Source organism: Enteractinococcus coprophilus (assembly GCF_006716305.1).
In the GTDB taxonomy this organism is placed as follows: domain Bacteria; phylum Actinomycetota; class Actinomycetes; order Actinomycetales; family Micrococcaceae; genus Yaniella; species Yaniella coprophila.
On sequence record NZ_VFOU01000001.1, the window covers coordinates 198,748 to 217,131 of the forward strand.

At 59.0% G+C, this 18,384-nt stretch carries 16 protein-coding genes; 9 read left to right on the forward strand and 7 right to left on the reverse strand.

The annotated features are described in order from the left end of the window. Position 1: 1 nt before the first annotated feature. Genes FB556_RS00955 through mvk form a run of 5 tightly spaced genes read right to left on the reverse strand, consistent with a single transcriptional unit; the run spans position 2 to position 5,427 of the window. Positions 2–1,093 (reverse strand): hydroxymethylglutaryl-CoA reductase, encoded by a 1,092-nt coding sequence (locus FB556_RS00955; RefSeq protein ID WP_246057135.1) that lies wholly within the window; start codon positions 1,091–1,093, stop codon positions 2–4. Between the two features lie 55 nt (positions 1,094–1,148). Next, the gene (gene fni / locus FB556_RS00960; RefSeq protein WP_141863917.1) at positions 1,149–2,246 is read right to left on the reverse strand and encodes a type 2 isopentenyl-diphosphate Delta-isomerase; all 1,098 of its coding nucleotides are present in this window, start codon (positions 2,244–2,246) and stop codon (positions 1,149–1,151) included. Positions 2,247–2,248: 2 nt separating this feature from the next. Then, a complete protein-coding gene (locus FB556_RS00965; RefSeq protein WP_170200310.1) occupies positions 2,249–3,337 on the reverse strand; it encodes a phosphomevalonate kinase in 1,089 nt (362 codons plus the stop codon). Continuing rightward, a complete protein-coding gene (mvaD, locus tag FB556_RS00970) occupies positions 3,334–4,305 on the reverse strand; it encodes a diphosphomevalonate decarboxylase (RefSeq protein WP_141863921.1) in 972 nt (323 codons plus the stop codon). The genes FB556_RS00965 and mvaD overlap by 4 nt, the downstream gene beginning before the upstream one ends. After that, positions 4,306–5,427, reverse strand: a complete 1,122-nt coding sequence (gene mvk / locus FB556_RS00975) for a mevalonate kinase (RefSeq protein WP_141863923.1) — start codon at positions 5,425–5,427, stop codon at positions 4,306–4,308. Between the two features lie 161 nt (positions 5,428–5,588). On the opposite strand from mvk, the gene FB556_RS00980 reads away from it, so the two are divergent. From FB556_RS00980 to FB556_RS01015, 7 genes are all read left to right on the forward strand, one after another. Continuing rightward, positions 5,589–6,212: a GerMN domain-containing protein gene (locus tag FB556_RS00980; RefSeq protein ID WP_141863925.1), complete on the forward strand. Its 624-nt coding sequence runs from the start codon at positions 5,589–5,591 to the stop codon at positions 6,210–6,212. A 688-nt stretch (positions 6,213–6,900) separates the two neighbouring features. Further along, a complete protein-coding gene (locus tag FB556_RS00990; RefSeq protein WP_141863929.1) occupies positions 6,901–7,173 on the forward strand; it encodes an ATP-grasp domain-containing protein in 273 nt (90 codons plus the stop codon). A gap of 534 nt (positions 7,174–7,707) precedes the next feature. Then, complete coding sequence (locus tag FB556_RS00995; protein WP_141863931.1) at positions 7,708–9,186, forward strand: fumarylacetoacetate hydrolase family protein; 1,479 nt, start codon at positions 7,708–7,710, stop codon at positions 9,184–9,186. Beyond that, positions 9,187–9,861 carry a GntR family transcriptional regulator gene (locus FB556_RS01000; protein WP_141863933.1) on the forward strand — a complete coding sequence of 225 codons (675 nt, stop codon included), beginning with the start codon at positions 9,187–9,189 and terminating at the stop codon, positions 9,859–9,861. Positions 9,862–9,880: 19 nt separating this feature from the next. Further along, positions 9,881–11,383, forward strand: a complete 1,503-nt coding sequence (gene hpaE, locus FB556_RS01005; RefSeq protein ID WP_141863935.1) for a 5-carboxymethyl-2-hydroxymuconate semialdehyde dehydrogenase — start codon at positions 9,881–9,883, stop codon at positions 11,381–11,383. A 33-nt stretch (positions 11,384–11,416) separates the two neighbouring features. Beyond that, positions 11,417–12,583 (forward strand): 3,4-dihydroxyphenylacetate 2,3-dioxygenase, encoded by a 1,167-nt coding sequence (gene hpaD / locus FB556_RS01010; protein ID WP_141863937.1) that lies wholly within the window; start codon positions 11,417–11,419, stop codon positions 12,581–12,583. Positions 12,584–12,729: 146 nt separating this feature from the next. Then, on the forward strand, positions 12,730–13,518 hold the full coding sequence (locus FB556_RS01015; protein ID WP_141863939.1) for a cysteine peptidase family C39 domain-containing protein: 789 nt from the start codon (positions 12,730–12,732) through the stop codon (positions 13,516–13,518). Here the strand turns inward: FB556_RS01015 and FB556_RS01020 are convergent. Both FB556_RS01020 and FB556_RS01025 read right to left on the reverse strand, forming a co-directional pair. Continuing rightward, positions 13,484–14,221 (reverse strand): SCO1664 family protein, encoded by a 738-nt coding sequence (locus FB556_RS01020; RefSeq protein WP_246057136.1) that lies wholly within the window; start codon positions 14,219–14,221, stop codon positions 13,484–13,486. The two genes, FB556_RS01015 and FB556_RS01020, sit on opposite strands and share 35 nt — an antisense overlap. A gap of 13 nt (positions 14,222–14,234) precedes the next feature. Further along, complete coding sequence (locus FB556_RS01025; protein WP_141863941.1) at positions 14,235–14,888, reverse strand: histidine phosphatase family protein; 654 nt, start codon at positions 14,886–14,888, stop codon at positions 14,235–14,237. 74 nt (positions 14,889–14,962) lie between these two features. Here FB556_RS01025 and FB556_RS01030 point away from each other — a divergent pair, with 74 nt between their 5' ends. Both FB556_RS01030 and FB556_RS01035 read left to right on the forward strand, forming a co-directional pair. Then, positions 14,963–16,351 carry a sigma 54-interacting transcriptional regulator gene (locus FB556_RS01030; protein ID WP_141863943.1) on the forward strand — a complete coding sequence of 463 codons (1,389 nt, stop codon included), beginning with the start codon at positions 14,963–14,965 and terminating at the stop codon, positions 16,349–16,351. 9 nt (positions 16,352–16,360) lie between these two features. Further along, positions 16,361–18,343 carry a vWA domain-containing protein gene (locus FB556_RS01035; RefSeq protein ID WP_141863945.1) on the forward strand — a complete coding sequence of 661 codons (1,983 nt, stop codon included), beginning with the start codon at positions 16,361–16,363 and terminating at the stop codon, positions 18,341–18,343. Positions 18,344–18,384 lie beyond the last annotated feature (41 nt).

Here is an 18,384-nt window from a genome sequence, read left to right on the forward strand (position 1 = left end):
GTTATGCCTGTGTGCCGGGGCGTTCGTAGGCGACGTGCGCTTGCATCAGTTCGCCCGGATTGGTTTGGGCGGCCAGCAGGGACAACTCGCCTGCCAGCACACTTGCAGCAATCAAGCTAGCTAGTCTACGCGAATCTGCTCCGGGTTGACTACTGTGTCCAATGCCCATGCGTGCCATGGCATCTTCAATATAGGGCAGATGTTTGCCGTTGCCCACGGTCCCAACGATGAGGTGCGGTAAGGTCACGGCAAAATACAGTCCGTCTTCGCGGTTCTCGGCCCACACGAATCCCTGAGACCCTTCTACAATATTTGCTGCATCCTGGCCGGTGGCCAAATAGAACGCTAAGAGCATATTGGCAAAGTGTGCGTTGGCCGAGCGGATGGCGCCGGCCACATTCGAGCCAACGTAGTTTTTGGTGACGACGAGCTGCACGATTTTGGCCGCAGTGGTGTGGAGGTTTTGCTCGACGATCTCGTGGGGAATGATGACCTCGGCGGTGACCTTTTTACCGCGGCCCAGAATCCCGTTGACGGCGGTGGCCTTTTTATCGGTGCAGAAGTTGCCCGAAATCGACCCGTAGGACAACCCAATGTTCCAGGACAGGATCGTGGACATCAGAGAATCCGAGGCGGCGGTGGCCATATTGTGGCCCGAGGCGTCGCCGGTCAGGTACGCAAAGCGCACGAATAACAGGTTGCCCACGATTTCCGGGTGGATCTCGATGAGTTTGGCGAACCGCGACCCCTGGGTCACAACGGCGGCGAGTTCATCAAAGCGTGCAGTAATGATATCGGCGGCGTGTTGGGCGGCCGCGGCGTCGTCGGCGGTGAATAACACGGACCGAGTCATGCGCTCATCGTGGACGGTCGCGGTGATCCCGGAGGTGAGCATGCGCGAGATTTTGGCGCCGCGCCCAACCGAGGGCCACAGCGGAGTCTCGTAGGTGGCCAGCGGGACGTCGACTTCTTCGACGCCGGTAAAGGCGTCCCCGGTCATGCGCAACGGGCCGACCCAGCGGGTGGGCACGCCGGTGGTGAAGGTGTCGTCGTAGGTGGAGGCAGATGGCTCAATAGGTGTTGGATCGATCACGGTGTTCCTTAGAGGCGGGCGTGTTCTTTATGGTGGACGGTGCGCAGGGTTTGGGTCAAATTCTGAGCCGATCGGCGAACCGGGTGACGTCAATATTGCGCGCGCGGGCACGTTCGGCGCTGGACCCGGTGATCAGCAGATCGGTTTCATAGATCACCTGGTCGATGTTGGCGGCTCCGAGCAGTGCGTAGATCTGGCGGATACGGGTTTTGAAGAGCTCCAGGACTTCGGTGACGCCTTCGGCGCCGTCGGACATCGCGACTTTGAGCATCGTACCGGCCAGGCCGACGGCTTTGGCACCCAGTGCCTGGGCGCGGACCACGTCCAACGGGTTACGTACCCCACCGGAGGCCATGATGGTGAGGTCTTCGGGTTGCGGCGTTTCAGCAAGGTCTACCAGACAATCGACGGCGGTCAGCCCCATGGCTTCCAGCCAGTCCCATTTCGCGTGGACGTCGATGGCCCCCGACGGGTGCGCAGTCCGGTCGTTTTCGATGCGCGCAAAATTGGTGCCACCGCTGCCGGCCACATCCACGATGCGCACGCCCATGCCGGTGAGCTGGTGGACGGTTTTCGCGCTGAGTCCGAAACCTACTTCTTTAATAATGACCGGCACGTTGATGTGGGCCACGATGTCGTCGATCAGGCGCAGCCAGTCGGAGAAGTTCCGGGAACCCTCGGGCATCACCGTTTCTTGGATCGAGTTCAGGTGAATTTGCAGCCCGTCGGCGCCCAGCAGGTCGACGGCGGCTTTCGCGTGGTCCAGGTTGCGTCCGGCACCCAGGTTGGCCCAGACGATGCCATCGGGGTTGTGGTCGCGGATCACGGTAAAAGACTGTGCGGTCTCAGGGTATTCCAGCGCAACGGCTACCGACCCGGAGGCCATGGGTACCCCGGTTGCGGCGGCGGCTTGGGCCAGCGCGGTGTTAATCGGCAGCGCCATCTCGGTGCCGCCGGTCATGCCGTTGATGTAAATCGGGGCGGTCAGTCGCCACGGCCCGACGCGAGTGGAAATATCCACGGCGTCGTCGTTGATTCCGGCCAGGGCGTGGTGGATGAAGTCGACGTCGTCGAAGGCATTTCTGGTGCCGGTGAGTTGGTCTTGTTGGGCTGCGGCGAGCCGAATGTGATCGTCTTTGCGGGATTGTGCCATGGTTACTCCTTGAGTCCGGCGCCCAGTTGCGTCACGGATAATTGCAGCGGGTGGATGCCGTGTGCGGACCAGGCCGTGTAGATGTCTACGGCGTTGACCCAGGGTTCGGCCAAGACGATACCGCAGTCGCCGCCGCCGGCACCCGAGGTTTTGGCTGAAGCACCGGCAAAGCCCTGCGCGGTTTCGATGAGGTCGGTCAGCGCGGGGGTTTCGACCAGTGTGGCGGTGTGTTCGGCCATGCGGGCCAACAGGGTGCGGGCGGTGCGGATGCCCGAGTGGATCAGCGCGAATTTCGCTTCGGCCAGCGCCAGCAGCAGGCTGGTGACGTTGGCGGCCGAGGGGCGCAGGAACGCGTCCTCCCAGTCAAAGCCGTTGCCGTTGGTCGTGGCCTGGGTGACGAGGTCATCGGTTTGGGCAGGGCTACCGGTCCAGCCGATCAGCACTTGGACGTCCTCCGGGGTCGGGATGCGGCGGGCGCGCAGCGGGATCCAGGCCGGGCCGGTCAGCGCTTGGGTCACCGAACCGTCGTCGGTGAGCACTCGGGGCAGCTTTTCGCGGTCGGGGGCCTGGTAGTAGACCCAGCCGCCTAGGGCCCCTGCGGCCAGATCACCGCCCGAGGCGCGCGGGGAGATTTCGATCGAGGCTAAAATGCCCAGTTTGATGCGTTCGATCGCGGTCAGCCCGAGCCCGTAGAGCTCATTGACCGCGGTGATCACGGCCATCGTGGCCGCACCCGAGGAACCCAGCCCGTATTTTTCTCCAGCTTCGGAGCGCAGTGTTGAGCTGAAGTGAAAATCCACGGGCCGGCGTTCAAGGCCCCGTTCGGCGCGCAGTTTGTCCATGACCAGCCAAGCGGCCAGCGCATAATCGGTTCCGAACTCGTGGGTTTGGACCGCCGCGACGCAGTGGTCGTGGGCTAAGAGGTCGGCGGTGGGTGCGGGTGTGGCGGCAGGTTCGGCGTCGGTAACAGTCACGGTCATGTACCGGTCCACGGCGATTAAAATTGCGGGCTGGCCGGGCGTGACCACGGCGTATTCACCAGCCACATAGAGTTTTCCGGGGCCTGCCACGGCAAATGGCGTGGCCCTCACGCAGCATCCAACAGGTGTGCGCCGGGACCGGGTGCAAAGGTTTCGATCGCACCAAAGCCTGCAACACGCTTGGCCACCGCGGTGGCGTCGTCGGGGCGACAAATAATGACGACGTTGGGCCCGGCGTCGGCGGTCGCGTAGGCTTCCAGGCCATCGTCGCGCATCGCGGCGACCTCGTCGAACACCTGCCAGGATACCGGTGCCAGATACCGGATCGGCGGTTCGGTAGCCTGGATGACGGCGTGCATGCGGTGGGCGTGGGTTTCGGTGATCTGCCCGACGCGGGCGAAGTCATCGTCCGCACAGGCCGCAATCATCTCATCCAGGGTTTTATGCGTGACGTCGATCCAGGCCTGATAGTACGGGCTGGTGTCCCGGGTGGCGACCATGCCCTCGCGCGAGGAAACCTTTTTGGCCTTGGCGTCCACAGTCACCGAGACCATCGCCATCTCCGGGGCGTCGATAGCCTCGGCAAAGCTGGTTTCGTCGCTGGTCCCGGCGTGCCAGACGGCAAACCGGTCGATCAGTGAGCGCGAGGCCGAGCCCGACCCTCGGCGGGCCAGCCGCGACAGGTCCTTGGTTGATAGCTTCAGCCCGTAGGCATCGGCTGCGGCCACGGCCAGCGCGGCAAAGCCCGAGGCAGATGAGGCCATCCCGGCGGCGGTTGGGCCTTCGTTGACCGAGGTGACGTTGGCCGAGGCAGTGGCGGTTTCTAATCCGGCGTCGGCGGCCAGGCGGCGCACCAGGTCAAGGAACACGGTGGTGCGCTGCGTGGCCTTGGCGTCGGCCAAGGTCCCGTTGAGCTCAAACGAATCGAGCCCGGTGGTCAACTCGACCGTCGTCGTCGTGGCGAATTTATCCAAGGTCATGGACATCGATCCGGCCACGGGGATGATCAGGTCGTCATCGGCTTTGCCCCAGTATTTGACCAGGGCGATATTGGGGTGGGCTCGAGCGATTGACGCCAACTAGCGGTCCTCCTTGTGCACCCGAGCGGTCGGGGCGGTCATCAGGTCGAAATCATTGGGGACCAGCGTGGTGGTCCAGGTGCGGGTTGCCCCGACGGCGGTCATTGCGGCGGCGACATCACCGGCTTGTTCTTGGTCGGGCACCACGGCCAGCACACAACCGCCCAGTCCCGAACCGGTCAGTTTGGCTCCGTACGCGCCGGCTTCCAGGGCGGCAGCTACTACGGCGTCTAGCGCCGGGGACGATACCCCGAGGTAGGCCAACAGCGAGTGGGCCTCGTGCATCGATTGGCCCACACGGATCGGGTCCCCGAGGCCGAGGGCGTAGACCACGTCATCGGTCAGGTTCGCCAGATCCTCAACCACCCGGTCCACGACACGGGGTTGGATATCGCGCAGCATCGCGACCCCGTCGACGGCGGCTGCGGTCGACCCCGAGGTCCCGGTGTCGGCGATGACAAACGTAAACTTATCGGCAACTTTTACGGTCGTGGGTTTCCCCTGCTGGAAGCGCAGCGGCGTCATCGACTGCACCGCGTGAGCATCTAGGCCCGACGACGTACCGTGGGCCACGTGTTCGGCCTCTTGGACCAGCGCGTGTGCTTGGGCTGCATCCAGGCGCACCCCGGCCAGGTTCGCCACGGCACGCACTACCGCAGCCGAGGTCGCCGCAGACGATCCCAGCCCGCGCTCAAACGGGATGGTTGAACGCAAGGTCAGCTCAACCCGATCCCCACGCACATCCAGTTGCTCGGCCGAAACCCGCAGCGCGGTCAGCACCGGATCCATGTGTTTGGGGGCCGCGGCCAGCGGACCGGTATATAAATCCGAGGTAATAAATCCGCGCCGGGCGCGTCGAATCGAAGCGGTGGCCTGTAAATCCAGCAGTGGCAGCACAATCGCCGGTGCCCCGTAAACGACCGAGTGCTCACCTAAGAGGATGGCTTTGCCGTGGGCCGAGCCCAGCCCGGTTTCCACCTGGTGCCCGGAGACTTTCCCAGTTGCTGCACCAGATAATGGGTCGGCGAACCGATCCCGGCCCGGACGTGGTGGTTCAAATACAGGTTCGGGCCGCTGGGGTGTTTTCCCGGTTGGCTCACCGTGGGGTGCACTGTGTCTCATCGGTATGGTGAAAACCTCAAGGTCAAAACAAATCTGAACTATTTATTCTAAGCCACGCGATCACCGGTACCGAATGTTTAACCGGTTTGGCGAACAATACGGGTTAGAATCACATTCGAAATCGTTCGCCGTTGAACCTCACGGCCTCAAGGAGACGCATCTTGAAGCACCTTCCCACCCTCGTAGCGCTGGCTGCCTGTACGACAGGGCTCCTCGCGGGTTGTGGAACCACTCAAGAACCCACTGATGCAGCCCAAACACCTCAGCCTGAGTCAGATCAAACCGAAGCCAGCCCCCAGGCGGATCCGGCCGATCCTTTTCAAGCACTGCATGTCAATATGGTTGCGCAGTCCGGGACCTATTTTCCCGACGGCGTCGACGGCATTAGTTTCGGATGCTCTGACACCCTCGTGACGATCAGCACGGTGCCCGCCCACGCCGACTCCCCGCAGGAACATGTCGCTGCGGCCATCCAATTCTTGATCAACGACTCGCAGTACTATCACGGCTCCCCCGCCGTGACGAATTCGCTGACCCTATCCGAGACCCTGGAGCTCGACGACGTCCAAGTCGGTCGCAACTCGGTTGATATCGCGTTATCGGGCGACGTCGTCGCACAAAGTCAGTGCGAGGCGCATCGCATCCAAGCCCAGCTGTACGGTACAGCCGCCTCGACCTCGGGTATTGAAGACATCAGCATCACCGTCAACGACGACGAGCTCAACACCGTGTTAGGCCTTGAGCCATTCGATACCGCGCAGCTGCTCGCCGCAGACGGCTCCTAAACCGCGATGACATTAAACATGAAGACCTCCGGTTTGGGAATGGAACGTGCAATACATTCCATTCGGCCGGAGGCCTTCATTGGGTAAAGATCGGCTCTTTACAGTGCCGAGAAAATGAAAATTAACAACGCAACGATCGCTAGGATCCCAACGATCGTCCAAATCAAACCACTTCCGCGCATAATACCTTCCTTTCGTGAAACCTCGTTGGTTCCATTCAATCCATATTGGAACACCTCATCTGGAATGCACCAGTCCTGAGATGCCCTGAGTTTCGTGCTGGTTTTATAAAGGCCAAGGCCCGGGCCCGATCTTAGAATAATCTCCTGAGGATGCGACAGGTCTGATAATCCACTGATCTTGTGTCCCCGGGCACGCTGCACCAGACCACCCGTCCAGGGTGCAGACAAACGTCAACTCATACCATCACCCCACCAGACGCCACTACTGCTCGACGAAGTAGTGCATTCTTTGAAGAGGACGAAAGTGACACCCCACGTACCTGAAAATCGTGATCGCTTCAGTCGGTCAACGTGCGCATTATCTGAAATGGTTTAAGGAAGCGCTTCGAAAACAAGATCTTCCGGGGAAATCATCGCATTGGATTATCGTTCCATGAGCCCAACCCTCGGCTGAGCAGATCGGGCATACGCCACCCCGGCCTACAACAGCCCCCGAGTATCACCACATGATCTGTGAGTGGTTTGCCGTTGAAAAACTGGACTTATTCCTGGTGATGAATGACTACGAGATGCAAGCACTCTCCCAAGGTCTGGCAGATGAGCTGCGCACTATGGGCTGTGCTGTAGCGGTGCTAGATCGATCCATTCAACAAAGCGTCATCGATAAATACCGAACCGCTGTCGAACTCGACAAACATGGTATCCCCACCCCTGCGGCTTTTCTGCGCTCCCAACATGCGCAGCTTGTCAGCACCTCGGCACCGATGGGCTCCCGCTAGAAGATAATCCAGACTCGGTCGTCATCCAGGACTATCTACCGGGCTCAGAATACGGCGTCGACGGTGTCTTCTCGGTTGACGGGCGCTCGGAATTATTCGGGTTGGTCGCTCGATGCAAGGATCGGATGCGAGATCGGGATACCGACTTTGCTACCACAGTGTCGGCCGATCCGTTCCGCGAGCCAATCCGGCAACTCTGAAAGATGTTACGTCCCACCGGCAGCATCGACGTCGACTTCTGCGAAACTTCTAGCCGCAAGCCCCTGGTCATTGACATTAACCCTCGAATGGGCGGGAGACGCCGCTACGCCGTCATTGAATTGACCATATGGATGTCTCGAATCGTGAGCTTCTGACATTCAGCCTTTTGGAAGCTGGCTGTCATCTGGCATTCACGTGACCCTACTACAGTCGCTGATGGCACGACGTGACATCACAAAGCTGAATTTCAGATATTAACTTCACAGATTCGGTAAGATCGTATACGATCTGTACTAAGAGATTTCCAGCAACCCCCATGGAGGTACGGTCTCGATGACAGTCACTGCTTACGATTTTTCAATCAAGCAGAATCGGCCGGGCAAAATCGTTGCCCTGCACTTGAATTTCCCATCCCGCATCAACGAACGCGGGCGTAATCCAAAATTCCCTGGCTATTTCCTGAAGGCCACCTCTTCGATCGCACCGAGTGGTGCAACCATTGAACGTCCAGCCGGCACCGAACTGCTGGCCTACGAGGGCGAAATTGCCCTGATCATCGGCAAAGACGCTCGCCGCGTCTCACCTGAAGACGGCTGGTCCTATGTTTCCGGTATCACCGCAGCAAATGACTGGGGCCTGTACGATCTGCGCCACGCAGATAAAGGTTCCAACGTCAAGAACAAATCGGGTGACAACTACACGCCACTGGGGCCTGCGATTATCGACGCGGCAGGTATCGATCCGACACAGCTGCGCATCCGCACCTGGGTCAACGGCGAAGTCGTCCAAGACGACACCACCGAAGATCTCGTCTTCCCATTCGGACAGCTCATAGCCGACCTATCCCAGCTGATGACCCTGGAAGAAGGCGACGTCATCCTGACCGGTACCCCAGCCGGTTCCTCAGTTGCTCAGCCGGGCGACGTCGTCGAGGTGGAAGTTGATGCACCAAACGCTGCCGGCGCACCATCGACCGGCCGCTTGGTCTCCAACGTCAAAGAATCATCGTTTGCCATGGCCGACTACGGTCACGGGCCAAAGGTTGATGACCTGCAGCGCGAAGAAGCCTGGGGTTCAAAAGCTAAAGCCGGCCTGGAAGATCCACGCGCCATTCTGACTCCAGAACTGCGCGAGAAAATCTCCAAAACTGCGGTGGCAACCATCGTGGCCAACATGCGCAAGCGCGGCATCAATAACTGCACCATTGACGGTCCACGCCCAATGCACCCGGGCCAGCAGATTCTTGGTTTCGCCAAGACCCTGCGCTATGTGCCAAACCGTGAAGACTTGTTCAAGAAATACGGTGGCGGTTTCAATAAGCAGAAACAAGCCATGGACTCCGTGCAGCCAGACGACATCGTCGTCATGGAAGCACGCGGTGAAAAAGGCACCGGGACCCTCGGTGACGTCTTAGCCATGCGCGCTAAAGTGCGCGGCGCCAACGCTGTGATCACCGACGGCGGTGTCCGTGACGCTGCTGCCGTGGCCGAAGTAGGCATCCCGGTCTACTCGAACGGCTACCACCCTGCTGTACTGGGTCGTCGTCACGTCCCATGGGAAATGGACGCAACCATTGCTTGCGGTGGCACGACCGTGCAGCCAAACGACATCATCATTGGTGATGACGACGGCGTCGTGGTTGTTCCACCTGAACTTCTGGTCGAAGTGATTGAAGAATCCTACGAACAGGAAAAGCAGGACGAATGGGTGTACGAACAGGTCAAAAACGGTGCTGCCGTGGACGGTCTGTTCCCACCAACCGGTGAGTGGAAAGCCAAATACGAGGCGTACCGCGCAGCCCAAAGCGAGTAAATGACGTTGAATGGTCTCTCGAAAGCCGACCAGGCTCACCAGCATGTCCTGAAGGGAATCACTTCCGGTCAGTACAAGCCCGGTGACCGACTGGTCCTGTCGAGCATCGCCAATGAACTGGGGATGTCGGTGGTACCGGTGCGGGAAGCCATTCGACGCTTGCAAACCGATAATCTCGTGACATTTGAACGCAACGTGGGTGCCACGGTGACCGGTATCGATCCCATCGAATACCAATACACCATGGAAACTCTGGCCCTGGTTGAGGGGTACTCCACGGCGCTGTGTGCGCCACTAGTCACAGCCCAGACCCTCACCAAGGCCCGCGGGATCAACCAGCAGATGCGCGAGCTGCTCAACGAAGAGTTCGCTCCGGAATTGTTCACCGAACTGAATGAAAAATTTCATTTGGCACTGTTTGAACACCACCCGAACCCGCACATCCTGGATCTGGTCCACCGCGGCTGGAACCGGTTGGCGGCACTGCGCTCGACAACCTTCACGTTCGTGCCATCGCGGGCCCCGGATTCGGTGGTCGAGCACGATGAATTGTTGGATCTGATTGCCGACGGGGCCGAGTTCTTGGTCATCGAAGCGGCAGCCCGCAACCATCGGCTCAACGCTATGCACGCCTATCTCGACCACCACGCCAAAGCCAATCCAAAAAGTTTTTGAAAATATTCGAAAGGACGACATGACAAACGGCAAACCAGCTAACCTGCCAGATCAAATCCGTCACTACATCAATGGTGAATTCGTCGACTCAATCGACGGCGACACCTTCGATGTGCTCAATCCGGTCACCAACGAGGCCTACATCAAAGCGTCCTCGGGTAAAGTCGCCGACATCGATGCCGCCGTCGCTGCGGCAAAAGATGCCTTCGACAATGGCCCATGGCCACACATGCTGCCACGCGAACGCTCCCGCATTCTGCACAAGATTGCCGACGTCGTAGAAACCCGTCAGCAGGAACTGGCCGAAATGGAAACCTGGGACTCCGGTCTGCCAATCTCCCAGACCCTGGGTCAGGCACGCCGTGCAGCCGAGAACTTCCGCTTCTTCGCCGACCTGATCGTTGCTCAGGAAGACAACGCCTTCAAGGTACCGGGCCGTCAGATCAACTACGTCAACCGCAAACCAATCGGTGTTGCCGGTCTGATCACCCCGTGGAACACCCCGTTCATGCTGGAATCCTGGAAACTCGGCCCAGCCTTGGCCACCGGTAACACCGTAGTCCTGAAGCCAGCCGAATTCACCCCGCTGTCGGCAGGTTTGTGGCCAGGCATCTTCGAAGAAGCCGGTCTGCCAGCTGGTGTATTCAACATGGTTCATGGTTACGGCGAAGAAGGCTACGCCGGTGACTCGCTGGTCAAGCACCCAGATGTCCCACTGATCTCGTTCACCGGTGAATCTCGCACCGGTCAGATCATCATGGGCAACGCTGCTCCATACCTCAAGGGCCTATCCATGGAGCTGGGCGGTAAATCCCCAGCCGTGGTCTTCGAAGACGCCGACCTAGAAACCGCCATTGATGCGACCATCTTCGGTGTGTTCTCCCTCAACGGTGAACGCTGCACCGCCGGTTCCCGTATCCTGGTCCAGCGCAGCATCTACGACGAATTCGTCGAGCGCTACGCAGCCCAGGCCGCCAACGTCAAAGTCGGCATGCCAAACGATCCGAAGACCGAAGTCGGTGCGCTGGTTCACCCAGAGCACTTCGACAAGGTCTGGTCCTACGTCCAGATCGGTAAAGAAGAAGCCCGTCTGGTCGCCGGTGGTGACCGTCCGGAAGAATTCCCAGAAGGAAACTTCCTGCAGCCGACCGTCTTTGCCGACGTCGCCCCAGATGCTCGCATCTTCCAGGAAGAAATCTTCGGCCCAGTGGTCGCGATCACCCCGTTCGATACCGACGAAGAAGCACTCGAGCTGGCTAACAACACCACCTACGGTCTGGCCGCTTACATCTGGACCAACGATCTGCAGCGCTCACACAACTTCGCGCAGAAAGTTGAAGCCGGCATGGTCTGGCTCAACTCCAACAACGTGCGTGACCTCCGCACCCCATTCGGTGGCGTGAAAGCCTCCGGACTCGGTCAGGAAGGTGGCTACCGCTCGATCGACTTCTACACCGAGCAGCAGGCAGTCCACATCAACCTGGGTGAGGTTCACAACCCAGTTTTCGGAAAACAACAGTAAATACTGTTTGGCATCAGTACCGAAGGATCACCAATGAAAATTGATAAAAACAAACGCACCCTGACCAGCTCGGGTTTCCACGTGTCACAGGATGCACCGGTCAACACCGACAACCCCATCCCGACGCCAGAAGCACCGGCACCGGATGTACTACGCGTAGCGTACATGGAACTCCAGGTCACCGACCTGGCAGCATCCCGCGAGTTCTACGTTGATGTCCTGGGTCTGCATGTCTCCCACGAAGACGACAACGAGATCTACCTGCGCTCGGCAGAAGAATTCATCCACCACAATCTAGTCCTGAAACAGGGCCCGATTGCTGCCGTTGGTGCGTTCTCCTACCGTGTGCGTTCCCCAGAAGACGTCGATGCAGCCGAAGCCTTCTACAAAGAACTCGGCTGCCGCACCGAACGTCGCAAAGACGGTTTCGTCCGCGGTATTGGCGATTCGGTTCGTGTCGAAGACCCACTGGGCTTCCCATACGAATTCTTCTACGAAGTCGACCACATGGAACGCCTTGCCTGGCGCTACGACCTGCAGATCCCAGGTGAACTGGTTCGCTTGGATCACTTCAACCAGGTCACACCAGATGTGCCTCGCGCGGCCCGCTACATGCAGGACCTCGGATTCCGCATCACCGAAGAAATCTCGGACAAAGACGGTACCGTCTACGCCGCCTGGATGCGTCGGAAACCAACCGTGCACGATACCGCGATGACCGGTGGCGACGGCCCACGCATGCACCACGTCGCGTTTGCTACCCACGAGAAGCACAACATCCTGGCGATCTGTGACCGCCTGGGTGCCCTGCGTCGCTCGGATGCGATCGAACGTGGCCCCGGCCGCCACGGTGTGTCCAATGCGTTCTACCTCTACCTGCGCGACCCAGACGGTCACCGCGTCGAGATCTACACCCAGGACTACTGGACCGGCGACCCAGACAACCCAGTTGTCTCCTGGGACGTCCACGACAACCAGCGTCGTGACTGGTGGGGCACCCCGGTTGTACCTTCCTGGTACACCGATGCCTCGACCGTGCTGGACCTCGACGGCAACCCCGTCGAAATCGTTGCTCGTGAAGCTGCCAAAGAAATGGACGTCACCATCGGTGCCGATGGTTTCTCCTACACTCGTGCAGACGATGACGAAGAAATGCCAGACTGGAAGAAGGGCGAGTTCAAACTCGGCAACCAGCTGTAAAACCTATGACACACCTCGTGTGACATAACCTCCAGAACTAGCGCCTGCGAACTCCGGTTCGCAGGCGCTAGGCATTTAAAAGGCGACGGCCCGTACACCGATGACCCTGTAGGCTTTCGATAGATACCCCGAAAGGACACTTAGTCATGCCAAAGTCGAACACCTCCGCTGATCAACAATCCGGTAACCACGCAGTCATGACCGACTACTCACCGGAGTTGTACGCTTTTCGTTTTCCAAACGCATTTGTCAACCACCTCTGGAGGGGACGCGTGCCGCCGCTGATTGGTCGCAAGGTTGAGCTGACTTCCGCGGGCCGCTGTGGTGGGATGGCATTTGCTTCGTTGGATTTTTACCACCTGGGAACGCCGGTCCCATCATTTAGCACACAAGATTTCGCACCGTCTTGTGTCCCTGCCGATGGCTACCCGTTGGCCGATTACATTTATTGTCGCCAACTCCACAGCATGCTCACCACGGTCCGTGGGATACGCGATGGCATTCGGTACCTCCGCTGGAGCGGTTATTCAGCAACGACCATCGCTGCGACAACCAAAATCGAAGAGCAGAAGGTTATCGAATCGCTTGATCGAGGTCAGCCCGTGGTGTTGGGACTCATCAAAGCCACCAGCCGGAGACTGAAGGCACAGGGTGTGAACCATCAAGTCGTGTGCTACGGCTATCGTCTCGATTCCTCCGGCCGCCCAGAATTCCGGGTCTATGACCCCAATGATCCATTCCGCGAGTCCTCGAATGATTATCGGCCGGGGGTTCTTCGAAGAGTGGACGACGACGGCGAACAGTCAGGCTTTGTATATCAAGAACGCCTATCCCACCGGACCGACCGCTGGCGTGGCTTCTTTGTGGTTGATTACCGCCCGCAACAGCCAGATGCAGCGCTTATATCAGTGGCCAAGGGAAGCGTCGCCCGGTAATGTCACGCGGATATTTTTGGGTATCCAGTACCTTTTGGACCCGGCTCTGCAACGCGGATGTTTCCAGTGAGCTCAGCTGTTGCGCGATAGTGGCCGGGATACGTTCTGCAAACGGTGCAATATCGTCGAGGAGCTCTTGGGCAATATCTTCGTCTGCAAACTCCCACATCACGGTGCGTAATTTCATTGGGGCGGCAAAACATAAACCATGATCGATCCCCCAGATCTTACCTTGATCGTCATACAGGACATGGCCTGATTTGCGATCAGCGTTATTAGCGATTAGATCAAATAATGCCAGGCAGCGTAGCTGCTGATATGTCTCAGGTTTATGCTCGAGCAAGGTGAAATAGTGCTCGGCTGGATTATGGTCGATAAACAACTGAAGAGAGCCGACCCCCAGTGGGCCGTCATCTCGGATGACAGTGGCTGGGACCAGACGCCAGCCCAGTGCTTCGCTGAGCAGATAGGCTGCGAATTCGCGGCGGTGTAAGCCGTGCTCAAAGTCCATGAGGGGACGCTCCCCGAGTTCGGGCTTATAAATTCCCCAGAGCTGCACATCGCCGTCAGTGACTTCAACTAAGAAGGTCTCATTGCTGCTGTTGGCCAGTTGACCCAGCAGTCTGAATTGCCCGCACCGCAGTACTTCAGCATCCACCAGCGAGTTGTCGTGGGGCGTTGGGACTTCTGATTCCTGCATCATGTCGTCATCGTTTCTATGAAGGCCGGAGTCCTGCCAGCGATTCCAACGTGGAATTGACGGTCAGCACGCTCGGCTCACTGGCTGCAGCGTCCGCCTGGTATGCAATGGCCGATACGGAGCACGGGTTGATGCTAATCCGTTGGAATTTATTCAACGGCGTGCCCAAAGCATCCGCAACCGCAATGCGGATCGGGTCAGCATGAGAAAAACACACCACGGTTCCCCCGGGATGTGCTCCCCGTAGCTTCTCTAATGTGGTTGCCATCCGGTCGCGGATTTCGACAAAGCTCTCACCATTTGGGAAGCGGAACTGGTCGGGCTGGCATTGGACCGTTCGCCATTCGGGCAGCTTCATCAGGTCTGCGAGCTCGGCTCCGGTCCAGTCACCAAAGTCACCTTCCAGCAACCCAGGCTCTTCAACCACCGGTAAACCGCAACGTTGAGCTGTGGGCTCCGCCGTTTGTTTTGTGCGTTCCATGGGCGATGAATAAATCGCAGTGACTGGTAAGGTTGCCAGCCGCTCGGCAACTCGCTGTGCCTGGTCAGTTCCTTGCTCGCTCAAGTACAGGCCGGGCGCGCGGCCGGGAAGGATCTTTCCGGTCGTAGGAGTCTGACCATGCCGGACCAGCAGGATCAGCGTGGTCTGGGTCTCATTTTTAGCGTTCATCACTGCTAGCTTACCGAACCGGTCCTAAGATCACCCCCTGTACACTTTGCCCGAACAGCACTAGCGTGATGACTGTGACTACCTCACCTGAAATCAATACGTTGGCTGAACTTCGAGCTTCTGGACATGTCCAGAAGTCTTTGCGCGAAGAATTGCGCGACAACCTTCTGACAAAGTTGGCAGCCGGGGAGGACCCATGGCCTGGGATGCACGGATTTGAGCACACCGTGCTCCCCCAGTTGGAGCGGGCGCTCATTGCCGGGCACGACGTCGTTCTGCTCGGCGAGCGCGGCCAAGGTAAAACCCGACTCCTGCGCACATTGGCGAGCCTGTTGGATGAGTGGACGCCGGTCATTGAGGGTTCCGAGCTGCATGAACACCCGTACGATCCCATCACTGTTGAATCGCAGCGCCGTGCTGCAACCGAAGGAGATAATCTGCCCGTGGCGTGGCTGCATCGCGACGAACGCTACGTGGAAAAGCTCTCCACGCCGGACACTTCGGTTGCGGACTTGATTGGTGATGTGGACCCTATGCGGGTCGCTGAGGGACGGCGTCTGGGTGATCCAGAGACCATCCACTTCGGACTGGTCCCGCGAGCAAACCGCGGGATCGTAGCACTTAACGAGCTGCCGGATCTGGCTGAGCGTATTCAGGTTGCACTGTTGAATGTCATGGAAGAACGTGACATCCAAGTGCGCGGGTACGTATTGCGTCTTCCATTAGACGTGTTGATGGTAGCTAGCGCCAACCCAGAGGATTACACCAACCGTGGTCGCATCATTACCCCGCTCAAGGACCGCTTTGGTGCCGAGATTCGCACCCACTACCCGGTCGAATTAGAAGACGAGATCGCGGTAATCCAGCAAGAAGCCCAACTCAGCGCCGTCGTCCCAGATGTGCTGTTGGAAATTCTGGCGCGCTTTACCCGAGCACTGCGCAATTCGCCTGCGGTCAACCAGTCGTCTGGGGTTTCGGCGCGCTTTTCGATCGCCGGGGCAGAAACCATTGCTGCTGCAGCCCGGCACCGTGCCACGGTGTGCGGTGAGGAAGCAATCGCTCGGTTGGTAGATGCCCAGACCGCAACCGATGTGCTGCGCGGTAAGGTCGAATTCGAACCCGGCGAAGAGGGTCGCGAAAACCAAATCTTAGAACACCTGCTGCGCACGTCGATCGCACAGGCTGCGAGGGCACATTTTGGTGGCCTGAATTTCAGCCCACTGGTTGAAGCTTTCGACGGCTCCACCACCATTACCACCGGCGAACACGTCACAGCCGAACACTTCTTGGCCGAGCTGCCAGAGCTTGAAGACTCGAATCTCTACGACGAGCTCGTTGAGCGCCTAGACGCTGGCGTCTCTGCAGGACATCGCGCCGGGGCTATCGAGCTGGCTTTAGAGGGACTGTATCTGGCTCAAGAATTATCCAAAGAAACCGCAGACGGGCAAACCATCTACGGCTAAGGAGGCGTCATGCGCCACGGCAAAGCGTCACGCTACGGCCGCTATACCGGCGGCCCCGATCCGTTGGCTCCACCCATTGATCTCACCGAAGCGCTCGAAGAGATCGCCGACGACGTGATGGCCGGATACTCGCCGGAACGTGCCATGCGCGAGTACTTGCGGCGCGGTTCACGGGATATGACCGGCCTGGATGAGTTGTCCAGGCGCGTGCAACAACGTCGTCGTGACTTACTCAAACGTCACAGTCTGGATGGCACCCTCGACCAGGTTCGTGAGCTGCTTGATGAAGCCGTGTTAGAAGAACGCAAACAGCTGGCCCGGGACATCACCATGGACGACATGGACCGGGATTTTCGTGAAATGCAGCTGATGAACCTGCCCGAAGCCACCGCGGCGGCAGTAACCGAGCTGTCGGATTATGACTGGCAGTCAACCACCGCCCGCGAAAAATACGAGCAAATCAAAGATCTGCTCGGCCGGGAAATGTTAGACCAGCGGTTTGCGGGGATGAAACAAGCGCTCGAAGGTGCCACCGAGGAAGACCGGGCGGCCATCTCAGAAATGCTCAACGACCTGAACGACCTGCTGGATAAGCATGCCCGCGGCGAAGATACGCAACAAGATTTTGATGACTTCATGGCTAAACACGGTGATCAGTTCCCCGAAAATCCCCAGAATATTGACGAGCTGATCGACACCTTAGCCCAGCGATCGGCAGCAGCCCAACGAATGCTGGCCTCCATGACCCCGGAACAGCGTGCTGAGTTGATGGAACTGTCGATGCAGGCCTTCGGGTCACCGGAGCTGATGGATCAGCTGAGTCGACTGGATGCCAATTTACAGGCCCTCCGCCCCGGCGAAGACTGGGCCGGTTCCGAAGAATTTGAGGGGGACCAAGGCCTCGGGCTGGGAGATGGTACCGGGGTGCTCCAGGACCTAGCCGAACTGGACGCGCTGGCCGAACAACTCTCCCAGTCCTATGCCGGCTCGACTCTGTCGGATCTGGATATCGAAAAACTCAGTCGTCAGCTGGGTGACGACGCTGCCGTCTCCGCGAAGACACTGGCCGAGCTTGAGAAGGCCTTACGTGACTCGGATATGCTGCGCCGCAGTTCCGACGGTGACCTGCGGCTTTCCCCGCAGGCTATCCGTCGCCTGGGCAAGAGCTTACTGAAAGACACCGGGTATCTGTCGGACCGTCAAGGTCAGCGCGATACTCGCCATGCCGGGGCCGCAGGTGAACTCACCGGGTCCAGCCGCAGTTGGCATTTTGGTGACACCGAACCCTGGAATGTCACCCGGACGATCACCAATGCCATCACCCGTACCGTTTCCGAGGGCAATGATCCAGGCACCGGACTACGCCTTGAAGTCGGTGACGTCGAAATTCAAGAAACCGAAGCCCGCACCCAGGCTGCCGTCGTACTATTGGTCGACACGTCGTTTTCGATGGCTGCCGAGGGGCGCTGGGTGCCCATGAAGCGCATGGCTCTGGCGCTGCATCAGCTGATCTCCACCCGTTTCCGGGGCGATGAGTTAGAACTGATCAACTTTGGCCGCTACGCCAACCAGATCCAACTCGACGAACTCACCGCTATGCCTCCGGCCTATGAACAAGGGACCAACTTACACCACGGACTGTTGTTGGCTGCTCGCTTCTTTCGACGCCATCCCACCATGCGCCCAGTGCTCCTCGTGGTGACCGACGGTGAACCAACGGCCCACCTCACGACCCGTGGTGAAGCCCTCTTCTGGTATCCACCGCGGTCCGAGACACTGGAACTGACCGTCACCGAGCTTGATCGCATCCAACGTCTCAACGCCGCCATCACGTTTTTCCGACTTGGTGACGACCCCGGGCTGAAGCGGTTCTTGGAGGCCATGGCGTCTCGTGTCGAGGGCAAAGTCGTTGCCCCAAGTGCCCAAGACCTGGGAGCCGCAGTCGTCAACGAATTTTTACACGTCCGCACGCCGCGGACGCCAAACTGGTAAGATCCTCCAAATCACCCGCGACTGCGGTCAACTTGTTCGGA